Origin of the sequence: Alishewanella jeotgali KCTC 22429 (genome assembly GCF_000245735.1) — a bacterium.
GTDB lineage: Bacteria > Pseudomonadota > Gammaproteobacteria > Enterobacterales > Alteromonadaceae > Alishewanella > Alishewanella jeotgali.
The window spans coordinates 273,355-294,474 of the sequence record NZ_AHTH01000005.1 but is presented as its reverse complement, the minus strand read 5'-3'; the positions used below and the strand labels follow the sequence as shown (position 1 = coordinate 294,474).

18 protein-coding genes are annotated in these 21,120 nt (G+C 52.5%); 4 read left to right on the top strand and 14 right to left on the bottom strand.

All coding sequences use genetic code 11. The annotated features are described in order from the left end of the window. The first annotated feature begins 1 nt into the window (after window position 1). Window positions 2-2,488, top strand: a complete 2,487-nt coding sequence (locus AJE_RS02885) for an ABC transporter permease (protein WP_008949583.1) — start codon at window positions 2-4, stop codon at window positions 2,486-2,488. 63 nt (window positions 2,489-2,551) lie between these two features. Here the strand turns inward: AJE_RS02885 and AJE_RS02880 are convergent, their stop codons facing one another. The 6 genes from AJE_RS02880 to AJE_RS02855 form a co-directional block, all read right to left on the bottom strand. Beyond that, window positions 2,552-3,433, bottom strand: coding sequence for a TIGR01777 family oxidoreductase (locus AJE_RS02880; protein ID WP_008949582.1), 882 nt, complete (start codon window positions 3,431-3,433; stop codon window positions 2,552-2,554). Between the two features lie 92 nt (window positions 3,434-3,525). Beyond that, a complete protein-coding gene (gene folX, locus AJE_RS02875) occupies window positions 3,526-3,891 on the bottom strand; it encodes a dihydroneopterin triphosphate 2'-epimerase (RefSeq protein WP_008949581.1) in 366 nt (121 codons plus the stop codon). 58 nt (window positions 3,892-3,949) lie between these two features. Further along, window positions 3,950-5,266 (bottom strand): ATP-binding protein, encoded by a 1,317-nt coding sequence (locus AJE_RS02870; RefSeq protein ID WP_008949580.1) that lies wholly within the window; start codon window positions 5,264-5,266, stop codon window positions 3,950-3,952. After that, window positions 5,267-5,944: a response regulator transcription factor gene (locus AJE_RS02865; RefSeq protein WP_008949579.1), complete on the bottom strand. Its 678-nt coding sequence runs from the start codon at window positions 5,942-5,944 to the stop codon at window positions 5,267-5,269. Between the two features lie 2 nt (window positions 5,945-5,946). Continuing rightward, window positions 5,947-6,228, bottom strand: a complete 282-nt coding sequence (locus AJE_RS02860) for a PepSY domain-containing protein (protein WP_008949578.1) — start codon at window positions 6,226-6,228, stop codon at window positions 5,947-5,949. 33 nt (window positions 6,229-6,261) lie between these two features. After that, complete coding sequence (locus tag AJE_RS02855; RefSeq protein ID WP_008949577.1) at window positions 6,262-6,753, bottom strand: glycine zipper 2TM domain-containing protein; 492 nt, start codon at window positions 6,751-6,753, stop codon at window positions 6,262-6,264. Between the two features lie 272 nt (window positions 6,754-7,025). Between AJE_RS02855 and AJE_RS02850 the strand changes: the two genes are divergently transcribed. Further along, window positions 7,026-7,334 (top strand): ComEA family DNA-binding protein, encoded by a 309-nt coding sequence (locus tag AJE_RS02850; protein ID WP_008949576.1) that lies wholly within the window; start codon window positions 7,026-7,028, stop codon window positions 7,332-7,334. Window positions 7,335-7,349: 15 nt separating this feature from the next. Here AJE_RS02850 and AJE_RS02845 read toward each other — a convergent pair whose 3' ends face one another. From AJE_RS02845 to AJE_RS02810, 8 genes are all read right to left on the bottom strand, one after another. Further along, a complete protein-coding gene (locus AJE_RS02845; RefSeq protein ID WP_008949575.1) occupies window positions 7,350-8,576 on the bottom strand; it encodes an EAL and HDOD domain-containing protein in 1,227 nt (408 codons plus the stop codon). Window positions 8,577-8,669: 93 nt separating this feature from the next. After that, a complete protein-coding gene (gene putP / locus AJE_RS02840; protein ID WP_008949574.1) occupies window positions 8,670-10,163 on the bottom strand; it encodes a sodium/proline symporter PutP in 1,494 nt (497 codons plus the stop codon). A gap of 309 nt (window positions 10,164-10,472) precedes the next feature. Then, window positions 10,473-12,131, bottom strand: a complete 1,659-nt coding sequence (locus tag AJE_RS02835; protein ID WP_008949573.1) for a BatD family protein — start codon at window positions 12,129-12,131, stop codon at window positions 10,473-10,475. After that, window positions 12,125-13,951, bottom strand: coding sequence for a vWA domain-containing protein (locus AJE_RS02830; RefSeq protein WP_008949572.1), 1,827 nt, complete (start codon window positions 13,949-13,951; stop codon window positions 12,125-12,127). The genes AJE_RS02835 and AJE_RS02830 overlap by 7 nt, the downstream gene beginning before the upstream one ends. Then, entirely contained in the window at window positions 13,941-14,927 is a 987-nt protein-coding gene (locus AJE_RS02825; protein WP_008949571.1) for a vWA domain-containing protein, read from the bottom strand. The genes AJE_RS02830 and AJE_RS02825 overlap by 11 nt, the downstream gene beginning before the upstream one ends. Then, entirely contained in the window at window positions 14,914-15,438 is a 525-nt protein-coding gene (locus tag AJE_RS02820; RefSeq protein WP_008949570.1) for a DUF4381 family protein, read from the bottom strand. The genes AJE_RS02825 and AJE_RS02820 overlap by 14 nt, the downstream gene beginning before the upstream one ends. Beyond that, complete coding sequence (locus AJE_RS02815) at window positions 15,431-16,375, bottom strand: DUF58 domain-containing protein (protein ID WP_008610114.1); 945 nt, start codon at window positions 16,373-16,375, stop codon at window positions 15,431-15,433. The genes AJE_RS02820 and AJE_RS02815 overlap by 8 nt, the downstream gene beginning before the upstream one ends. A 1-nt stretch (window position 16,376) precedes the next feature. Next, window positions 16,377-17,330, bottom strand: coding sequence for an AAA family ATPase (locus AJE_RS02810; RefSeq protein ID WP_008610115.1), 954 nt, complete (start codon window positions 17,328-17,330; stop codon window positions 16,377-16,379). Between the two features lie 223 nt (window positions 17,331-17,553). Here AJE_RS02810 and fadI point away from each other — a divergent pair, with 223 nt between their 5' ends. Next, a complete protein-coding gene (fadI, locus tag AJE_RS02805; protein WP_008949569.1) occupies window positions 17,554-18,864 on the top strand; it encodes an acetyl-CoA C-acyltransferase FadI in 1,311 nt (436 codons plus the stop codon). Next, a complete protein-coding gene (gene fadJ / locus AJE_RS02800; RefSeq protein WP_008949568.1) occupies window positions 18,864-21,002 on the top strand; it encodes a fatty acid oxidation complex subunit alpha FadJ in 2,139 nt (712 codons plus the stop codon). Before fadI ends, fadJ begins: the two co-directional genes overlap by 1 nt. The last annotated feature ends 118 nt before the right edge of the window (window positions 21,003-21,120 follow it).

Here is a 21,120-nt window from a genome sequence, read left to right as displayed (position 1 = left end):
GATGGCGACCGCTATTGCCTGGCGTCTGTTCTGGCGCGAACTAAAACGCGGCGAACTCTGGGTTATCGCCTTTGCGCTCTTTTTGGCAGTATTCTCAGTGGTGAGTTTAAGTGGCATTACGCAAAGCGTTAAATCAGCGTTGGAGCAACGCAGTGCCCATTTTATTGCCGCTGATCGGGTATTAGCTTCCAGCCAACCCTTCGACCCCCGCATCGTCGCGCTGGCAAAAGATATGGGCTTAGGCGTGGCGCAACAAATGCAATTTGATTCCATGCTGTTTAGTAGCAGTCAGATGCAGCTTGCGACCATCAAGGCGGTAAGTGGCGACTATCCACTGCGCGGAGAGCTGATCCTGCATCGTTCGCAAAGTGTCACTACTGGCCCCGTGGCTGAGCTAAACCCTGGCGAGCTCTATCTGGAAGCCCGCTTATTTGATTTGTTGCAGGTAGCGCTGGGCGAGCAGCTGGAGCTGGGGAATAGCCGCTTAACGGTGGCTGGTATCATCGTCAATGAGCCGGATGCGCCGCTAAGTGTGTTCGGTGGTAATCCGCGGGTGTTGATGCATTTAGAGGACGTGGCGGCTACTGACATAGTGCAGCCCGGCAGCCGCATCGGCTACCGCTACCTGTTTGCCGGCACTAATAGTCAGCTCGAGCGGTTTCAGAAAGAGGTTAGCCCTTTGCTGACAGTGCATCAACGCTGGCGCGATCGTGACGAGCAATCGGCACTAGGCAGTGCCCTGGATCGGGCCGAGCGTTTTTTATTACTTGCCGGTTTACTGGGCATAGTGCTGGCAGCCTGTGCGGCGGCGGTTGCCGCCGGGCGTTATAGCCAGCGCCATGCTCAGGCGGTGGCCATTATTAAGGCGCTGGGCGCGACAACAGCTCAGGTAAGATTGATTTACTTTAGCCATCTAATCCTGGTCGTACTCTTTAGCCTGCTCTTAGGCTTAGTCGCAGGCCAACTGATATTAGTTGCTGTGGAGCAGGGGATCCGCTTTTATATTGGTGATTTCAGACCAGAATTCAGTTTTCGGCCGCTATGGCTGGGGGCTTTGACCTGTATCGCTTGTGCGTTGCTGTTCGCGGCCCGGCCCCTGTGGCGCTTAACGGTGACACCAGCGATTCAGGTGCTAAAGCAACCGCTGACGCCACTGACTATCGATAAGTTACAGCTGGTTACCGGTGCTGTCGCGGTTTATGGCCTGATGTGGCTGTTTGCCGCTGACTGGTTTATCAGTCTGGGTTTGTTCCTGATCTGCGCGGTCTTTGTGGCGGTACTGCTTGGTATTGCCGTGTTAATGGTTAAAGCGGCCAAACCCGTTGCCGCTGGCCAAAGTAGTGCTGGTAAGCTGGCGCTGGCCAATTTGCGGCGCCGACTCTGGGCCAATAGCTTCCAACTGATTACCTTTACGCTGGCATTGTTCTTAGCCTTGTTACTGTATTTTGTGCGCGCTGAGTTAATTGGTCAGTGGCAACAGCAGATCCCGCCCGGCGCGCCAAACCACTTTCTGGTTAATCTGAGTGAGGCGCAGCGTACTGAGCTGTCTGAGTTCGCGGCCGAGCATCAGTTGCAAACGGATACGTTTTACCCTGTGGTGCGGGGCCGGCTGGTTCAGCTCAATGAACAGGTGTTTCGCGAAGAAGCCACCAAAGATGATCGCAGCCAGCAGCGCACCGGTATCGGCCGCGAGTTGAATCTGACCTGGCTGGAACAGCTACCCCCAGCCAATAAAGTGATAGCTGGCCAGTGGTTTAGCCAGCAGGCAAAGGCAGAGGTGTCGGTAGAGTCGGAGTTGTCGGAGCGTTTGGGATTGAAACTGGGTGATACCCTGCATTTTTCCATTGGTGGCCAGCCGGTGCGGGCTGAAGTGACCAGTATCCGTCAGGTCGACTGGAATAGCTTACAACCGAACTTTTATATGATTCTAAGTCCTGATCTGCTGGCCGGTTTTCCTGCCAGCTATATCACGGCGTTCTATCTGGAGCCGGAGCGGTATACCGTAATCAATCAGTTATCACGTCTGATGCCAACGGTCACAGTGATCAGTGTTGAGGCCATTATCCGTCAGGTGCAGGATATTATTGCTCAGGTAACCCTGGCCTTAAGCTTTATCCTGATTATTATTGGTTTATCGGCAATATTGGTATTGGTTGCTCAGGTGCAGGCTACGCTGGAACAGCGGGAGCAGGAGTTGGCTATTTTGCGCACTCTGGGCGCCCGTTATCCCTTTTTGCGCAATGCTTTGTTGCTGGAGTTTACCTTTCTCGGTGCTTTGGCTGGGATCCTGGCCACGGTGCTGGCTGAAGTCTTATTATTGACCTTACAGCAGCGCCTGTTTGATTTGCCGTTTAGTCCGCACTATGCACTGTGGTGGCTAGGGCCATTGAGCGGCGCTATTCTGGTGTCATTACTGGGCTGGTGGCAATTGCGTAAATTGTTAAATATTCCCGGTGCCGTCTTGATCCGACGGGTGATTCAAAGTTGATAACAACGCGCCCGGCTCAGAGCCGGGCGCTGCGTATCTCACTGCGACTAAAGCGGTGTTAACTCAAAGCGCCAGGGCATTAAGTGCCTGAGACAATTGTGGATAGCGAAACTGAAAACCAGCCTCGAGCAAGCGTTTTGGCACGACCCGTTGGCCGTACAGCAAGATATCCGACATTTCCCCAAACAACAGCTTTAGCACAGGTGCCGGCATCGGCAGCAGTGTAGGGCGCTGCAGACGTTTTGCCAGCTCGGCACTAAATACCGCATTGGTCACTGGTTTGGGGGCAACGGCGTTAACCGGGCCGCTGAGATTGTCGTTATGCAGAATAAAATCAATTAACGCCACCATATCATCCAGATGGATCCACGACATATATTGCTCGCCGGAGCCAATTTTGCCACCCAACCCCAGCTTAAAGGGCGGCAACATTTTCTTCAGCGCGCCACCTTTTGCCGCTAACACCACCCCTGTTCTGAGCAGGCATACCCGGGTTTGCGGACTACTGGCCTGCATCGCCAGATTTTCCCAACGGGCACAGATGTCATGGCTGAACTCCGGGAAAAACGCCTGATAGTCTTCGTCGATTTCCTGCTCCCCCTGGCGACCATAAAAGCCAATGGCAGAGCCGCTGATCAGTATTTTGGGAGGATGGCTTACCGAGTTGAGCGCCTGCACCAGTTGTTCAGTCAGTTGCCAGCGGCTATCACAGATCCGGGCTTTCTGCGCGGCAGACCATCTTTTGTCGGCGATAGGTTCACCGGCCAGATTAACAATGGCATCAATCTGGTTCAGGTCAATATCGGAGAGCTGTTGGCGATAGCTTACCTGCTCTGTGTCAGTGCGCGCGGTACGGCTTAGTATTGTCAGCTGATGCTGAGCTTGCCAGTGCTTAACTAAGGCAGTACCGATCAGACCGGTGCCGCCGGTAATTAGGATCCGCATCGTCAAGCCTCCTGTCGGGTCAAGTGGTGCAGTATCTGAATAGTGTAGCCCCTGCGGGCTGGATATGACAGCTGCCGGCTGTACGCCCCAGCTTATGCCTTGTTGACGGAAAGCGTCAGCGACACAGAGTCAGCAAAACGTAACGCATGAGGTTTATCGACTTCGACTTCGGCAAAGATCACGCTGCTATGGGCACTGGCCAGCGCCAGCACTTCGGCAGTGAGTTTTTCCAGCAGATAAAAGCGGTTGGATTCAACCAGACTGATAATTTGTTTGGTAATAGTACGATAATTCAGAGCATTATCCATCTGATCGCTACTGGCGGCGGCATCAGCATGATATTGGATCCGCACATTGACCACGACATCCTGCTTATTCTTAATCTCGTCATCGTTAATGCCGATATAGGTGCGTAGCCGCAGATTTTTAATACGAATGGTGGCAGGGTTAAGCGCCATAACAAATTCCTTCAGTTAATTTGCAAAGCTTTACGTACGGCTCGCGCTTTTCGATCAGCTAGCTGTCCGCCGGAAAGCTCAGCGTAAAGGAGGCGCCACCAAGCGAACTTTCGCTGACATTGATCATGCCGGAATAGGACTCTACCAGCTCTGCGACAATCGACAGCCCGACACCGTGCCCTTCCTGATAAGTATCCAGCCGGATCCCGCGCTGAAACAGCTCTTTTCGACGCTCCGGCGCTATACCAGGGCCATCGTCTTCAATGGTCAGGCTAAAGGGGTGTGGTTGCACCGTCAGCTTAACCTGACGCCGACAGGCTTTACAGGCATTATCGAGCAGGTTGCCCAACATTTCCATTAAATCTGTTTCATCACCCCGGAAGAAGGTGCTTGGCTCACATTGAATGTCGATCTGGCAGTCTTTATCACGATAAATTTTACGCAACGCATTACTGACTTTATCTGCCAGTGGTAACACCGGTGTTTGCTTTTTCCAGATATCCTGGCCTGAGCTGCTGGCCTTTTTAAGCTGGTGTTCAATCATCGCAGTGATGCGATCAATCTGTTCTTTAAGCTCAGGTTGCTGAGCTAGAGGCGAGGTCCGTAACACTGCAACAGGTGTTTTCAAAGCATGCGCCAAATCACTAAGATGGTTACGATAACGCAGTTTCTGACGGTTTTGATTCGCCAATAGTAGGTTTAAATCTTCTTTAATACCACGTAGCTCGGAAGGGTAATTACCGGTAAGGTGGTCTTGCTTACCTTTTTCAAGCTGACGAATTTCATGATCAAGCCGGGTGAGCGGCTTCGTTGTCCAATAGTAAGCAAGAATACTCAATAACAACAGGCCAATGGCAATGCCGCTAAACCAGCGTAATAACGTCGAGCGAAAGCTTTGATGTGGTGCCAGCAATTGCTGCTCTGTTTGTACCACATGGATCGCCAGCGGCCGGGCGCTTTCGCCGGTATCAAACAGAAACGCAATACTTAATACCTGATAGTTTTGCTCTTGCTGCAGCGCATAATAGGTATGCTGACCAGGGATCAGCTCTATATCGGGTAAGGTAAAATTCTGATTCAGAGAGGAGTCTGACTGCCATAACAACTGCTGACCATCAGTAACATAGGCCGTCAGCCCTGAGTCGGGGCGGTAGAAATCAGGCGCCAAAGTGTTATTGGTGAGTTCGACCTTATCACCGACCAAATTCAACTCAGATAAGATGGCGTACATGTGTACCTCCATCTTTTGCTCAGCGCTGGTCATTAATTGCTGATAGAACGCTTGTTCAATCGCCAGAAAGGAACTCGGTAGTAACAGCAGTAACAGTACTGCACTGACTAATCCCTGGCGCAGTTTTAGCGGAATAACTCTCATTTATTCGACGGTCAGATTAAAGCGATAACCACGACCACGCAGTGTCTCAATCGGCTTTAATTCCCCATCGGCATCCAGCTTTTTGCGCAGGCGTAGAACAAATACCTCAATGACATTGCTATCTAAATCAAAATCCTGATCGTAAATGTGCTCTGTCAGTTCAGTTTTAGAGATTACCTTGCCAGGGTTGAGCATAAAATATTCAAGCACTTTATATTCGTAAGCGGTCAGGCTGACTTCGTCCTCAGCTAACCACACTTGCTGCGTTCGACTGTTTAATGCTATCGGGCCTGACCGTAGTATGGGGTCTGGTTGCCCAGCCGCGCGGCGGATCAAGGCGTTGCAACGAGCTAAAAGCTCTTCGTTATGAAATGGTTTGGTTAAATAGTCATCTGCACCAGCGTCCAGGCCTTCAACTTTCTCTTGCCAACTTCCTCTGGCAGTAAGAATGATGATAGGTGTTTTAATTTCTTGCTTGCGGGCTTTACGGATCACCGACAGCCCGTCCAGTTTCGGTAGTCCTAAATCAATTATCGCCAGATCGTACGGGTACTCCGACAGCTTGAACCAGCCATCGGCACCATCTACGGCCAGATCAACACTAAACTGCTGCAATAAAAGCTGGCTTTTGATTTGCTCTGCCAATAGCTTTTCATCTTCAACCACTAAAACCCGCATCGTTATTCTTCCCTTTGCACGCGGCCATTTCGGCCATCCACGACAACATTAACAACCCGGCCATCGGCTTGCATCACTCTTACGCGATATTGTCTGCTATCTGATTGTACCTTCAACACTCTGCCTGGGTAGCGTTCTTGCGCCAAGCGGGTCGCTTTTTCTTTCGTAATGTCCCGTTTCGCCGGTGTCGCTGATTGGCGTTGCTGTTCGTTTACTGGCTCTGAAAAACTGTAAGCAGGCAGCGCCAGGCACAGTGTCATCAATAATACTAAAATGGCTTGCATAGCTTCCTCCAATATCAGGCTTAAACGTTATCGCTAGTAGCGATACGCAGGCCTAGCACTGACAACTAAAGGAATCGTTCTACCCGGGTGCTGTTCAGTAAAGGTTTGATAGTAGCGCCCACGATATTTATAAGTCACTTGATATCCTTGTAATACTTGCCTGTACTGTACTGAATTATGATGAGGTCGGCAATCTTCATAATAGCGATCTTTTTTTCCTAAATCATAGCCAACGCTACCGCCGAGTGCAGCGCCAGCAACCAGGCCTATACGTTTATTGGACTTATTATTGCCAACGGCATGACCTAAGGCTCCGCCCACTATAGCTCCTACAATGGCTGGCGTGCTGGAATCGCCACCACGCTGATAATGGCTAGTACAGCTTTGCGTCACATGCCGCACTGGCACCTGAGAATAAACAGGTACAACGTCGGTAACTCGACCATACTCTGAGCGGCCATGGGCATGAACTGTAGACGAAAGCGTCAGTCCTGCCAGTGTTATCGCATAACATAATTGTTTCATAAGCACCTCCGCGACCTTTGCCTGTTAGCTTAGAGTCGTTACGCTTAATTGATGCTGAATGTTTACTGACATCTGATCCAATAATTTAGTTAATTTAAAGTTGCAAAAATAAATATTAAAGCTAAATTTATTGTGGTTGGTATGTTTTGGTGGTGTGGTGGTGCCGGATTGTCTGGTATTGTTGCTTGCATAACGCCAACCCGCAACAACGATATCCGGTCAGTGACAGCTTGGTTACGGCACCACAGACTACCGTTTCGGGAGGAAAAAACATGAAAGAACTGCTCATTTCAGCACTATTAGCAACATTGGTTTTAACCGCCAACTATAGCTTAGCGAATACGAGTGGACAGCCGTTAACTAAAACAGCAGTGGCAGAAGCCAGCACTAAACTCAAACTGAATCAAGCCAGTGCAGAGCAACTAGCCGCTGTACCGGGTTTAGGCAAAGTGAAAGCACAAGCCATAGTTGATTATGTTAAGGAAAACGGTGCGATAAAAAGTGAAGCAGAGCTGACAAAAGTCAAGGGTATTGGCGAAAAGCTGGCTGCACGTGTTGCCGAGCATGTAAGTTTTGACTGATGTTCACTGCAGGCCTTAGGTGAGCTCACCTAAGGCTTTCATTTGCTCGTTTGCCCATTGTACAGCCTGATGATAGGCATCAGGCACTTTATTGGCGGGAAGCTTCAGCGCATTAATCAGATCAGTTGCTTGTTGCCACTGGGCGTTTTCGTAACATTCAATTAAGCGAATGTAATCAGCTAATATACCAGTACGCTCAATTAATGCGACTTTGATTTCAGCTGCCAACGGCAGTTTTTCCATTACGCTGTCAATAGGTTCATCCAGTATGGCATCCATTAAAGACATCATACCGGTCAGATAGGCTTTGTCTTGCGGTACACTCGACGTCAGTGCTGCTAGACCCTCGGCAAAGGCGGCGCGGGTCATTGCCATTCTCAGTAACTCAGCTGGCTTATCTGTGCTGATTTGTGCAGTAAACAACAAAGACAAAAATTTCTTGAGTTCAATCTGACCCAACACCACGAGCGCATGTTTTATCGTTTCAATTTCTGCCCGACGCCGAAAAATAGCAGAGTTACTGTACCTGAGTAATTTATAGGAAAGGGTAACATCCCGCTTAAAGACTTCCGTAATCTTTACCAGATCTATTTCAGCTTTTGAGGTTTCATAAAGTAGCTCTGCCAAGGCTAACTGTGCAGGTGACAGCGCTCGGGTTTGTAGAATCTCAGGTTTGGAGAAAAAATAACCTTGAAAATAATCGAAGCCTTGCTGCAGAGCTTGTTGAAAAGCCTCATTAGTTTCAACTTTCTCAGCTAGCAGCTTTATCTGCGGATAGTCGCTTATCGCTTGTTTAATTTCAGCAATTTGCGCTACAGAGGTCGTTCGAATGTCGATCTTTATAATATCGACATAAGGGTAGAAATGACGCCAGACATTACGATGTTCGTAGTCATCCAAGGCCAGAACATAGCCTTGTTCTTTCAGTTCCTGGCATTCCAGCAGTAATCGCTTACCTGGTTGAATCGTTTCCAGTACCTCAACGACGATTTGTTCCTTTGGCAACATACTGGGGTATTTTTTTACCAAGGTCTCCAGTGTGAAATTGATAAAGCCGGGCTTATCGCCAAGAAAGTCAGTAAGGCCGAAACTAAGTTGGCTTCCCTCAATCATTTTCGATGTCGCTTCATCGCCGTCTATATTCGGAAAAGCGTTAATTAAGCCATCTCGAAATAGCAATTCATAGCCAAACAACTCCTTGTTTCGATCCAGGATCGGCTGACGTGCGGCATAAAAAAACATAAAGGCGAACTCTCCCTCAAACACGCGGTGTTGGCAACCGGAGGCTGCCAGAACAGGCTATTAGCCAATTCTAGCAGCTGTTAAAACAAGCTGTTAGCTGTTTTTCATTTGTTGCTGCATTTTGCTGAACAGTTGCAGAATGGAGGGAGCCGGCGCTTTAGTGCATAAACTCACTACAACTATCGCCAAAGTACTCAGTAACACGCCAGGTACGATTTCATACATCACCTGGCTTAGCCGCTGCCCGTCAAGCGTAATGGGCGCATAGATCCAGAACAAGACTGTGAGGGCGCCAACTACAATACCACTGAGGGCGCCGGCGAATGTCATCCGTTGCCAGTACAGGCTCAGGATAATCAGCGGGCCAAAGGCAGCGCCAAACCCGGCCCAGGCATTGCTGACCAGTTGCAGTACTGAGCTGTTACGGTCAAATGCCAGCGCGATGGCGACGATAGCAACCGCCAGCACTGATAAACGGCCAATCACCACCAGTTCCGCCTGTGACGCATCACGTTTGACAAAGGTTTTATAGAAATCTTCGGTCAGTGAGCTGGAAGTAACCAGCAACTGGGAGGAGATGGTACTCATAATCGCTGCCAGGATCGCCGCCAGTAAGAAGCCGCTGATCAGTGGGTGAAACAAAAACTGGGAGAAGATAATAAAGATTGTTTCCGGGTCCTGCAGTGTCATCTCGGTTTTCGCAACATAGGCGATACCGACAAAACCGGTCATCACGGCACCAACGATGGTTACCAGCATCCAGCTCATACCGATGCGCCGCGCCACTTTAATATCTTTTACTGAGCGAATGGCCATAAAACGGACAATAATATGCGGCTGGCCGAAATAACCCAGGCCCCAGGACAGCGCCGAGATAATCGCCAGTGCTGAGCTGGCGCCAACCCAACTTAACAGATCCGGATTGATGGTACTGACAATCTGATTGACTTCGCCAAGGCCACCCAGATGATCAATCGCTACCACCGGTACTAACACCAGCGCGATAAACATCAGACAGCCTTGCACAAAGTCGGTCAAACTTACCGCCAGAAAGCCACCAATCAGGGTGTAGATCACGACTACGCCGGCGGTAACGAAAAGCCCCAGTTCATAATCAAAGCCAAAAGAGCTTTCAAACAGCTTACCACCGCCAACTACACCGGATGAGGTGTACAGTGTAAAGAACACAATAATCACCAGCGATGACACTAAACGCAGCAAACGGGTGCGATCTTCAAAGCGTTTTTCAAAATAATCCGGAATGGTAATGGCATCCTGCGCCAGCTCGGTGTAAACCCGCAGCCGCGGTGCCACTATTAAATAGTTAAGATAGGCGCCAATCAATAACCCGACGGCGATCCAGGTACTGCTTAAACCGGACAGGTACATAGCACCAGGCAGGCCCATCAGCATCCAGCCGCTCATATCAGATGCGCCGGCCGAAAGGGCAGTGACACTGGGGCTTAACTTACGTCCACCCAGCATATAGCCTGAGACATCATTATCGGTGGTACGGTAGGCATAAAGCCCGATTGCGATCATCGCCAGAAAATAGAGGGCGAGCGAAAAGAGAGTGGCAGTTTCCAAACGAAGCTCCTGTTATTGTACGTTGTTATAAAACGAGCTGACCTTTGCTGACGACAGTCATTGCTGGCGATGACAGCCAGAACGCGTCAGCAAAGGTCAAATCATAATAAATTCAGCCAGACTAAGGCTGAGAGCGGTAACTGCAGCCCTCAGTCTTAGTTTGGCTTAGGGTAGATGCTAACAAGATGACGGCGGGCTGGCTAGTGCTTTGCCACCAGCCCGCCTTATTGATTGTGGGATCTGCCGAATTCGTGCTGTTATTCCGGTCTTTTAACCAGGCCTTTTAAGCAGAATGTTTAATCAGGCCTTTTAATCAGGGTATAGCGGCTGTAGCTGAACCGCACGCTGCGCAGTATGGCTGGCTTTGCGCTTTAACCAGGCGTGATACAGCGCCTCACCTTGCCAACTCTCGGTTTGCGGACTGTACAACGCCTGCTCCAGCTTTCGAATCTCTGCTTTTAATTCCGGATCACTCACTTTAGCGGCAAGCTCCCCCAGCGAGCGGCATGCCGGCGGATAGGCGCCGGCGGCCAGACGCAGTAACGTCTGCTCTGCCTTTTTCGGAGAATTATTGTTACAGGCCTGTTTAAAAGCCTGCTTGCCGGCATCGACCGCTACAGTATTGCCATTATCAGCGCGATTGCCGGTGTGCTGGTTAGCGCGCAGCATACGGCGTTCAAGCCACAGCCAGCATAATGCCACAGTGCTCAGCAGCCAGGCGGCTAACAATACCGTGCTCAGATAATTCCATTGCCAGGGGCTGTTGGCAGCTGTTACTGGCAGCAATTCTGGGCTGCTTAGCGTTGGCAGCGACATCGTCGGTTGGGCATTCCCGGTTACCTGCAGCGCACGGGCTGGCAACACCGCATATTCCAGCCGGTTGGTCTGGCTATTCCACCATGGCAGACGCACTTCAGGTAAGACTAACTCGCCTTCATTACTGGCAATCAGGGCACTGGTAAAGACTTTTTGCGCCACCTGCCGGCCGCTACGCTCAGCACCGCGGCTTTGTGGCTGTTCCTGATAGGCCCGCAATGAGGCGGGCAGTTGCTGGTCCAGATCCGGCAGCTGATTCGCGGCGACATCGACGGCCGAAAGGGTAATAATCCGGGTCACAGGCTCACCGGCTTTTAGCTGTTGACTATCCGGTTGCCATTCTTCGGTTAGCGTTACCAGGCCGGCTATCAGCCAGCGACCCGGGAAGTTTTCCGGTTGTGGTTTCACTTCCAGCTGCACTGGCTCCGCTTCGGCCATTACGGTTTTACTGCGCGAGAAGTAGTTAAAACGCTCCGGATTACGCTCTATCATTTCACCGGTAAACAGTGGCGGCGCTATAACAAAGTCACCGCTGCGCTGTGGGATCAACAAATAGCGACGGGTAATGGTGCGGTAACGTACGCCGTCAATCAGGGCGGTGCCTTCGGTATCCGGGCCCAGGCGCTGAATTTCGGCGCCTTCCAGTGCCGGCTCCGTCAGATTGCCGCGTTGCAAGTCGCCACTGAAGTAGATCACCACGTCGTAATACAGCATTTGCTGCACATAGGCGGAGGGGTAACCGACTAGTTTCGCTTCCAGAAAGAGGTCGCGCCGGTTTTGCGCCTGACTGCTTTCGATAATGGTCAGTTCAATAGGCTCGGAGCGCACGCCGTTTAACTCAAAGGCCGGGATCCGGTAAACACCGGTGCTACTGGCAAATAATGACACACTCCAGCTGGTGTTATGCTGTGTTACACCGTTGATCACCTGGGTACTTTGACTTACCGACGGCAGCATAACCCTGAAGTCTTGCTCCAGCACCCGAAAATCTATGGCATCGGCGGCAAAACGCCCATCGGCGCTTACTGTCAGGGTAATGGCTTCCCCCAGCATGGCCGGGTTTTTGTCGACACTGCTGCTCAGGCTGCTAAAGGCCTGCGCGGCCGACAGCGGCATTAGTAACAGCAGCAAACTAAGAAAACGGCTTACCATTCTTGTTGAGCTCCTTGCGGGGGTAGGCTGTGACGACGTTTTTGATATTCGAGCAGCATGCGGTTTCTAAGCAGGACGCCGGGATCGTCCTGTACTTTGCGCAGCAGATTTTCCAGCTCTTGTTGTTGTTCCGGTGTCGCATTAGGCCAGGGCTCATTAATAACAGCTTGTGCCGCAGTATCCTGCGTATCAGCTTGTGCTGGCTCTAACTGAGCCTCAGCCTGTTGCGCCCTGTTAGCATCCGTTTGCTGTGGCTCGGACTCGTCCGGGGGGCCTTGCTCAGCACTTTGAGCCGATTGCTGTGCATTATCTGTTTGTTCTTCAGCATTGTCTTTAGCATTTTGCGAAGCATTATCCGCTGATGATTCGTTACTATCCGATGATTGTTGGTCTTGCTGCTCTTCTGATTGCTGCTGGGCCTGCTGCTCAGCTTGCTGCTGCTCAGCTTGCTGCTGCTCTAACAATTGCTGCATCAGTTCGGCGTTTTGCCGCGCTGCGCTATGCTCAGGATCCAGCTCAGAGGCGCGCTGAAAAGCCGACAGCGCTTGCTCCAGATCTTGTTGCATTGCCAGCGTATTACCAAGGTTATGCCACAGACTGGCGTTTTCACCCTGCGCAAGAGCCTGACGGTAGGCTTGCTCTGCCTGCTGATAATCACCGGCGCGGTAGGCCGCATTACCTTGCCAAAGTGGGTCCTGAAACTGCTCTCTGGCTTTGGCATAGTTACCCTGTTGATAAGCCTGCTGTGCGCGTTGCTGTTGGGTTTGCCACAGCTGCTGCCAACTGTTGGCATTGGCTGGTGGGATATAGATAATCAGACACAGCATTAATACCGCTGCGCGCCGGCCAAGCCAGAGCGCCAGCGGTAACAATAACCAGACCAGATAAACTGCGCCATCCTGCCAGACATCGCCGCTTAATACCGGCGTTTCGCCTTTACTGGCCTGTGGGTTGCGTAGTGCCTGCACCAGTGCCTCCAGATCGCTGTTATCAGCAACGGCTTGCCGGAACTGACCACCACCCTGACGGGCCAGCACCGCCAATTGTTGTAGCGGTACTCGTGGTACTACTACGCCACCCTGACGATCTTTTAACAGCTCACCGTTTTCCAGCCTTACCACTGCGCCCTCAGCAGAGCCAAATGCCAGCACTGACAACCGGTGTGGATAACGGTTAAGCAGTTGCTGCAACGCATGAAAACTTTGCGCCTCAAAACCGTCAGTAAATAAAATCACTTCGCCACTGGCGAAGCCAGCCTGGGTTAACAGTTGATCGGCCAGCTCCAACGCAGCCAGCACATTTGAACCCTGAGCCGGCATCAGCTCCGGGCGCAAATTGGGCACCTGCAGGCGGATATTGTTGTGATCCGGTGTCAGTGGCGAAATCACAAAGGCATCGGCAGCATAGCTAATCAGTGCCAGTTCGCCTTCGCGTAATTTATCTATAAAATCCAGCGCTTTAAATCTTTGCTGCGTCAGGCGATCCGGCACCAGATCGGTGGCGCGCATCGACAGCGACATATCCATAATCAGCACTGTCGCCTGCTTGACGGTCAGTGCCGGTTGCGGCAGTTTCTGCCAGCTTGGGCCACTTAATGCCAGCACGGCTAACAGCCAGCATAACGCCAGCAAGGGCAGGGCCAGCGGCTGGCGTTTTTGTAATTGTTCCCCCAGCAACACCACGGGTTGTAAATGCCGGGCAATCAGATTATGCCAAAGCCCTGGTTGCTGGCGGTGCCGGTACAGCAGCAGCCAGAGTAACAGCGCCGGTAGCAGGGCCAGTAGCCAGAATGGACGTAGTAAATGTAACTCAGACCACACGGTTTTTTACTCCTGCCCAATCAACTCGCCGTAGCGCCAGACAAAAGCTACAGAGCAAAGCCAGCGCCAGCGGATAATGCAGCAAGCTAAGCTGGGGCCGGTAGGTGAGCTGCTCACGTTCTATCGGCTCCAGTTGATCCAGCAACTGATAGATCTGCCGCAGCTCTGCCGGACTGCGGGCGCGGAAATAGCGGCCACCGGTCTGTTCAGCGATCTCACGTAGTAACTCTTCGTCTAAATCATGTGAAGGGTTGATAATACGCTGTCCGAAAATACTCTGTTGTACCATCTGTTCAGCACCCAGGCCGACAGTATGGATGCGGATCCCGGCCGCTTTCGCCAGTTGTAAGGCTTCGCGGGGCTGGATCTCGCCGGAGTTGTTGGCGCCGTCACTGAGCAGGATTAACACCTTATTACTGGACGGGTAGGCATTCAGCCGCTTTACGGTCAGACCTATCGCCTCGCCAATGGCGGTCCGCTGGCCAACCAGTCCCATGACGGCATCGTCGAGAAACTGCTGTACCGTCGCCAGATCAAAGGTGAGCGGTGTTTGTTGATAGGCGGCATCCGCAAACAGGATCAGGCCAATCCGATCACCCTGGCGCTGGGCGATAAAATCGCGCAGCACCAGTTTCATCGCATCCAGCCGGGTCATGCGCTGGCCATTTAACTCCATATCCTGAATATCCATCGAACCGGACAGATCCAACGCCAGCATCAGTTCGCGCCCCTGCTGTGGCAGGGTTACCGGCTCACCCAGCCAGCGTGGCTGGCTGGCGCTTAGCACCAGCAGGACCCAGGTTAATAGCAGCAACAGCCGCACACTGATTGGCGCCGTGGTACCAGTGCTGTGCGCCTGCCCTAATTTCGCCAGGGCCGGCAGCTTTAGCGCACTGCCGCTTAGCTGGCGGGCTTTGGGCACCAGCCAGGGGAGGGGCAGTGCCAGTAACAGCCACGGATAACTAAGCTCCAGCATGGTCAACTCCTGTACCCGGGCCGGTAGCTGGGCTGGCGGCTTGCTGATACAAGCGGCCGTTAAAGCGCTGGATAAAGACCCCACCACACTGATACAACTGCTGGCGCTCCAGCGCGTTGTGCTGCGTTGGCGCCTGATATAACAGTGGCTGTAACGACGGTAACTGCAGCGGGGCGGGTAGCTGACTCTGCCAGTGCTGTTGCCAGCTCTCGGTATCGGCGGTTAACAACGGATGCCGCGGTGCATAAGCCTTGAGTAAGCGTTTGAGCAGTTGATTCAGCTGGGCCGGCATTGTCGGATCAGTGGCATCCAGTTGCTGCCAAAGGCGTCGAGCCAGCCGTTTCGGGCGCTGAAACCGCCAGTAACGCAGCGCAATAGTGAGCGCAAATAAGCAGGCGGCTACTAGCAGGAGTAACAGCAGCCAGTGACCGGGCGCCAGCGCGAAGCTCTCGCTTAATGCCGGCTCGTCAATATCGGCCAGTAACGCCAATAATTGTGCTGGCTCAGTCATGATAGACCCCAGCCAGTTGGCTTAACAGCGGGCTGGCACTGCTTAGCGTCAGCCATTTGCAGCCCAGTTGTAACACGCTGTGCTTGGCTGTCGCCAGCGCTTGCTGTTGTTGCTGTTGATAGCGCTGTTTTAGCTGTGAATTAAACTGCACCACTTTTAATGCCTGAGCAGCACTGACCAGCGCCTCGCCCTGCAGCTCTGATGGCAGCTGTAACTCCAACGGATCTGTTAGCTGACAACAGTGAATCTCATTATGCTGTGATAATACCTGCAGATGGCGTAACGCCTCAGCATCCAGGGTGGCAAAATCGGACAAAATATAAAGCAGGCTGCCCGGGCGCAGCAGTCGTCTTAGCTCTGCCAGTGCTGTGCTCAGGACCATGCCCTGATTGCTGCGGTTTTGCTGATGCACATCCAGCAGAGCCTGCAAATAGCGCAACACGCCACGGCTTCTGCCCAGGGGTTTTAACAGTACATGCTGCTGTTCACTAAACACCAGGCCACCCAGTTTGTCGCCATTGGCTTTGCAATGCCAGGCCAACAGGGCCGCCAGATGCGCTGCCTGCACGGATTTTAACAGCAGACTGGAGCCAAAGCGCATGGACTCGGTCAGCTCTGTCAGCAAAAACACCGGGCGCTCACGCTCTTCACGGAATAATTTAGTATGAACCCGTCCGGTGCGGGCCGTTACCCGCCAGTCAATAGCGCGCACATCGTCACCCACCTGATAGTGCCGCACTTCATCAAACTCCATGCCGCGGCCTTTGCTGCGCGCCAGATAACTGCCGGCCAGCTTGCTATGTACCTGCTGGCCGGGGCTTAGATCCAGTAACCGGGTATGGTGCTGATACCACAGCAGCTCCGGCAGGCCCAGCTGATAACCGTTGGCGTGCAAGCTGCTAAGCCAGCGCTGTGCATCAAAAGCCAGTTCGCTCATCTTAGGGCACTGCCACCCGCTGCAGGACTTCGGTCAGCACCTGATCAGTGCTGATCCCTTCGGCTTCTGCCGCATAGGTCAGGATCAGACGATGGCGCAGCACATTATGAAATACCGCCTGAATATCTTCCGGCGTAACAAAATCACGACCCGCCAGCCAGGCACGGGCACGGGCGCATCGATCCAGCGCTATGGTCGCCCGCGGGCTGGCGCCATAGCTGATATAGCTGGCCAGTTTGTCGCTGTAAGCCGCCGGTTGGCGGGTGGCCATCACCAGTTGCACCATATAGTGCTCCAGGCTCTCCGCCAGATGCAGCTTGAGTACCTGCTGGCGGGCAGCGAAAATATCCGCCTGACTGATGGGTGCCGCTTTAACCGGTGTTTCATGGCGGGCTTCGGCGCGGGTTAAGCGCAGGATCTCCAGCTCGGTCGCGCTATCCGGGTAATCAACCTTTAAATGCAATAAAAAGCGGTCAAGTTGGGCTTCCGGCAGCGGGTAGGTACCTTCCTGTTCCAGCGGGTTTTGTGTCGCCATCACCAGAAACAGCTCCGGCAGTTTATAAGTATTGCGACCCACTGTGACCTGTTTTTCTGCCATCGCTTCCAGTAGCGCAGACTGTACCTTGGCCGGTGCCCGGTTAATTTCATCCGCCAGAATTAAATTATGAAACAACGGGCCGGATTGAAAGGCAAAGGCGCCGGTTTCCGGCCGGTAGATATCGGTACCGGTCAGATCAGCAGGCAGTAAATCAGGGGTAAACTGTATGCGGTGAAACTCCGCTTCTACACCTTGCGCCAGTGCATTCACTGCGCGGGTTTTCGCCAGACCGGGCGGGCCCTCTACCAGCAGATGGCCATTGGCCAGCAAAGCCAGCAAGATGCCTTCGGTCAGTGCCGGTTGCCCCAGCACCTGGCTATCCAGATAAGATTTTAATGACGCAAAAGCCTGTACCATGATGATTTCTGTCTTATTATTAAGAAGTGGTTGATTTTTGACCGCTTTCTGCGGGCAAACGCCAAGTTAGGACCTGCTGTTATTTATAAGGTTCCCGTATGGCTATTACAAGCGCTAAAACAAGAGTTTTAAAACAACTGTTTTAATTTCGCCGGACTGTGGTTACAATCAAAAGTCAGAGGTCAGACCTGTAATCAGGCCAGCATAAAACAAGAGGATAACTATGGCAGCCCCTATCAACCTGAGAACCCGTGACGGTGAGCGTATTGCAATCGTGTCCGGGCTTCGTACCCCCTTTGCCAAACAAGCGACCGAGTTTCATGGTGTCTCGGCTCTGGATCTGGGAAAACTGGTGGTGAATGAATTACTGATCCGTGCCGAACTGGATCCGGCGCTGGTAGAGCAGGTGGTGTATGGCCAGGTGGTGCAGATGCCAGAGGCGCCAAATATCGCCCGCGAAATCGTGCTCGGTACCGGTATGCAGGTGCATACCGATGCCTTTAGTGTTACCCGGGCCTGTGCCACCAGTTTTCAGTCGGTAGTCAGTGTTGCCGAATCAATGCTGGCCGGTGTCACTCAGATCGCCATTGCCGGTGGCGCGGACTCCAGCTCAGTGTTACCTATTGGCGTGAGCAAGAAACTGGCGCGCGCCCTGGTCGATGTCAATAAAGCTAAAACCCTGGGCCAGAAACTGGCAATTTTCCGCCGTCTGGGCCTGAAAGATTTACTGCCGGTACCACCGGCAGTAGCCGAATACAGTACCGGCCTGTCAATGGGCGATACGGCTGAACAAATGGCGAAAAGCCATGGTATCAGCCGGGCAGCGCAGGATGAAATGGCACACCGCTCGCACACGCTGGCGGCGGCCGCCTGGCAAGCCGGCAAGCTGGCCGATGAGGTAATGACCGCCTATGTTGAGCCGTACAGCCGTTATTTAAAGATCGATAATAATATCCGGATGGAGTCCAAACTGGAGTCTTATGCCAAGTTAAAGCCGGTATTTGACCGGGTGCATGGTTCAGTAACGGCGGCAAACAGTACGCCGCTGACCGACGGTGCGTCTGCGGTGCTGATGATGACCGAAGGCCGCGCCAAGGCATTGGGTTATACTCCCCTGGGTTATCTGCGCAGCTACGCCTTTTCGGCCATCGGCGTACATGAAGATATGCTGATGGGCCCGTCTTATGCCACGCCGATCGCGCTGGATCGCGCCGGGATGAAACTGTCGGATCTGACGCTGATTGAAATGCATGAAGCCTTCGCTGCGCAGGCGCTGGCTAATATGAAGATGTTTGGCAGCCGTAAATTTGCCGAAGAAAAGCTGGGCCGCAGCGAAGCCATTGGCGAAATTGATATGGATAAGTTTAACGTCAACGGCGGTTCATTGGCTTATGGCCACCCCTTTGCCGCGACCGGCACCCGCTTAATAGTGCAAACCCTGAATGAATTAAAACGTCGTGGTGGTGGCATCGGCCTGACCACTGCCTGCGCCGCCGGCGGTTTAGGCGCTGCGATGATTGTGGAGACCGAATAATGACTGAGACAGTAAGCAGCTTTAGCTTAAACATCCGCGATGACAAGGTGGCCGTGATCACCATGGACATTCCGGGTGAAAGCATGAATGTCCTGAAAGCCTCGTTTGCCGATGAAATTGATGCCATGCTGAAACAGCTGGCTAACGACAGTACCTTAAAAGGCGTGGTCTTTATCAGTGGCAAAAAAGATTCCTTTATTGCCGGCGCCGATATTAGCATGCTTGACGCCTGTCAGACGGCTGAGCAGGCTGAAACCATTGCTGCGATGGGACAACAAATGTTTGACCGGTTGGAGCAATTGCGCTTACCGCTGGTGGCCGCAATTCATGGGCCTTGCTTAGGTGGTGGTCTGGAGCTGGCACTGGCCTGTCATGTGCGGGTTGCCAGCAGCAGCCCGAAAACCGTGCTGGGTTTGCCGGAAGTGCAGCTGGGCTTACTACCCGGCAGTGGTGGTACCCAGCGTTTACCAAAGTTAGTTGGCGTGCAAAAAGCGCTGGATATGATCCTGACGGGTAAGCAATTGCGTGCGGCCCAGGCGAAAAAGCTCGGCCTGGTCGATGAAGTGGTGCCGGAGAGCATTCTGCTGGATGCCGCAGTGAAAAAGGCGCTGGCCGGTAAACCACGACGCGAAGCGAAAAAGCAGAGCTTGCTGGATAAACTGCTGGAAAATACCGGACCGGGTCGCAAACTGGTGTTCTCCCAGGCACTAAAACAAACGCTGAAGAAAACTCAGGGCAATTATCCTGCCGCCCTGCGGATTATTGAAGTGATTCAAACCGGTGTTGAGCAGGGCTATCAAAAAGGTCTGGCCGCAGAGGCCAAAGCCTTTGGCCAGCTTTGTATGACGCCAGAGTCGGCGGCACTGCGCAGTATTTTCTTTGCTACCACCCAGATGAAGAAAGAAAGCGGTGCCGGTGATGCTAAACCGCGTAAGGTGCGCAAAGCCGCAGTGCTGGGCGGCGGTCTGATGGGCGGCGGTATTGCCAATGTCAGCGCCACCAAGGCCGGTGTACCGGTGCGGATCAAAGATATCGCTGAGCAGGGTATTAATAATGCGCTGAAATACCGCTTTGATATCCTGAACAAAAAATATAAAAAGCGCTTTATCAGCAAGGCCGAGATGCAAAAGCAGCTGCTGTTGATCACCGGCACTACCGATTACAGTGGTTTCCATGATGTCGATATCGTGGTTGAGGCGGTATTTGAAGATCTGAGCTTAAAGCAGCAAATGGTGGCTGATATTGAACAGCACTGTGCGGAGCATACCATCTTTGCCAGCAATACCAGTTCGTTACCTATTCACAAAATTGCCGAAAAGGCAGCGCGGCCGGAAAATGTGATCGGTCTGCATTACTTCTCACCGGTAGATAAAATGCCGCTGGTAGAAGTGATTGCGCATGACAAAACCTCAGCGGAAACTATTGCTACGACGGTTGCTTTTGCCCGTAAGCAAGGCAAAACGCCGATCGTGGTTAAAGACGGTGCCGGTTTCTACGTTAACCGCATTCTGGCGCTGTATATGAATGAGGCGGCCAATATTCTGCTTGCCGGTGAGCCGGTAGAAAAAATTGACCGTGCGCTGGTCAAATTCGGCTTCCCGGTCGGCCCGGTGACGCTGCTGGATGAAGTGGGTATTGATGTTGGCGCCAAAATTTCTCCGATTTTAACTGCTGAGCTCGGTGAGCGCTTTGCCGCCCCGGCTGCTTTTGACAAACTGCTGGCCGATGGCCGTAAAGGCAAGAAAACCGAAAAAGGGTTTTACCTTTACGGTAAGGCGGCGAAAAAAGGTAAGAAGCTGGTTGATGAGTCGGTATATGCAGTACTTGGCGTAACACCGGCGCCGGCGCTAAATGGCGAAGAGATTGCCAGCCGCTGTACCGCGCAGATGTTGAATGAGGCGGTACGTTGTCTCGAAGAGGGCATTATAGCCTCGGCCCGGGATGGGGATATCGGTGCCATCTTTGGTATCGGTTTCCCACCCTTCCTCGGTGGCCCGTTCCGCTATATTGATAAGCTGGGTGTCAATAATCTGGTGGCGACCTTACGCCAGCTGGAAAGCCGCTTTGGTAGCCGCTTTACGCCGTGCGATACCTTGCTGAAAATGGCAACAGCAGGCGAGCGTTTCTATCCACAGTAACAGCCGCCTTGCAGGGGGTAAGTTATCTAAGGGCCTGCGGGCCCTTTTTGCATTTTCGCTAAAAATGCAACTAAAGCATAACAGCAAGACGTCCGGATAGCTGGTATAATCGCCAGCA

Excerpts from the sequence above, each read along its gene's own strand:
- folX (WP_008949581.1), bottom strand. The coding sequence starts at position 3,891 with ATGGCGCTTAACCCTGCCACCATTCGTATTAAAAATCTGCGGCTACGC.
- AJE_RS02835 (WP_008949573.1), bottom strand. The coding sequence starts at position 12,131 with ATGGTAAGCCGTTTTCTTAGTTTGCTGCTGTTACTAATGCCGCTGTCG.
- fadI (WP_008949569.1), top strand. The coding sequence starts at position 17,554 with ATGGCAGCCCCTATCAACCTGAGAACCCGTGACGGTGAGCGTATTGCA.
- AJE_RS02870 (WP_008949580.1), bottom strand. The coding sequence starts at position 5,266 with ATGAGAGTTATTCCGCTAAAACTGCGCCAGGGATTAGTCAGTGCAGTA.
- AJE_RS02865 (WP_008949579.1), bottom strand. The coding sequence starts at position 5,944 with ATGCGGGTTTTAGTGGTTGAAGATGAAAAGCTATTGGCAGAGCAAATC.
- AJE_RS02850 (WP_008949576.1), top strand. The coding sequence starts at position 7,026 with ATGAAAGAACTGCTCATTTCAGCACTATTAGCAACATTGGTTTTAACC.
- AJE_RS02855 (WP_008949577.1), bottom strand. The coding sequence starts at position 6,753 with ATGAAACAATTATGTTATGCGATAACACTGGCAGGACTGACGCTTTCG.
- fadJ (WP_008949568.1), top strand. The coding sequence starts at position 18,864 with ATGACTGAGACAGTAAGCAGCTTTAGCTTAAACATCCGCGATGACAAG.
- AJE_RS02820 (WP_008949570.1), bottom strand. The coding sequence starts at position 15,438 with ATGACTGAGCCAGCACAATTATTGGCGTTACTGGCCGATATTGACGAG.
- AJE_RS02885 (WP_008949583.1), top strand. The coding sequence starts at position 2 with ATGGCGACCGCTATTGCCTGGCGTCTGTTCTGGCGCGAACTAAAACGC.
- AJE_RS02815 (WP_008610114.1), bottom strand. The coding sequence starts at position 16,375 with ATGAGCGAACTGGCTTTTGATGCACAGCGCTGGCTTAGCAGCTTGCAC.
- AJE_RS02880 (WP_008949582.1), bottom strand. The coding sequence starts at position 3,433 with ATGCGGATCCTAATTACCGGCGGCACCGGTCTGATCGGTACTGCCTTA.
- AJE_RS02860 (WP_008949578.1), bottom strand. The coding sequence starts at position 6,228 with ATGCAAGCCATTTTAGTATTATTGATGACACTGTGCCTGGCGCTGCCT.
- AJE_RS02810 (WP_008610115.1), bottom strand. The coding sequence starts at position 17,330 with ATGGTACAGGCTTTTGCGTCATTAAAATCTTATCTGGATAGCCAGGTG.
- AJE_RS02845 (WP_008949575.1), bottom strand. The coding sequence starts at position 8,576 with ATGTTTTTTTATGCCGCACGTCAGCCGATCCTGGATCGAAACAAGGAG.
- AJE_RS02825 (WP_008949571.1), bottom strand. The coding sequence starts at position 14,927 with ATGCTGGAGCTTAGTTATCCGTGGCTGTTACTGGCACTGCCCCTCCCC.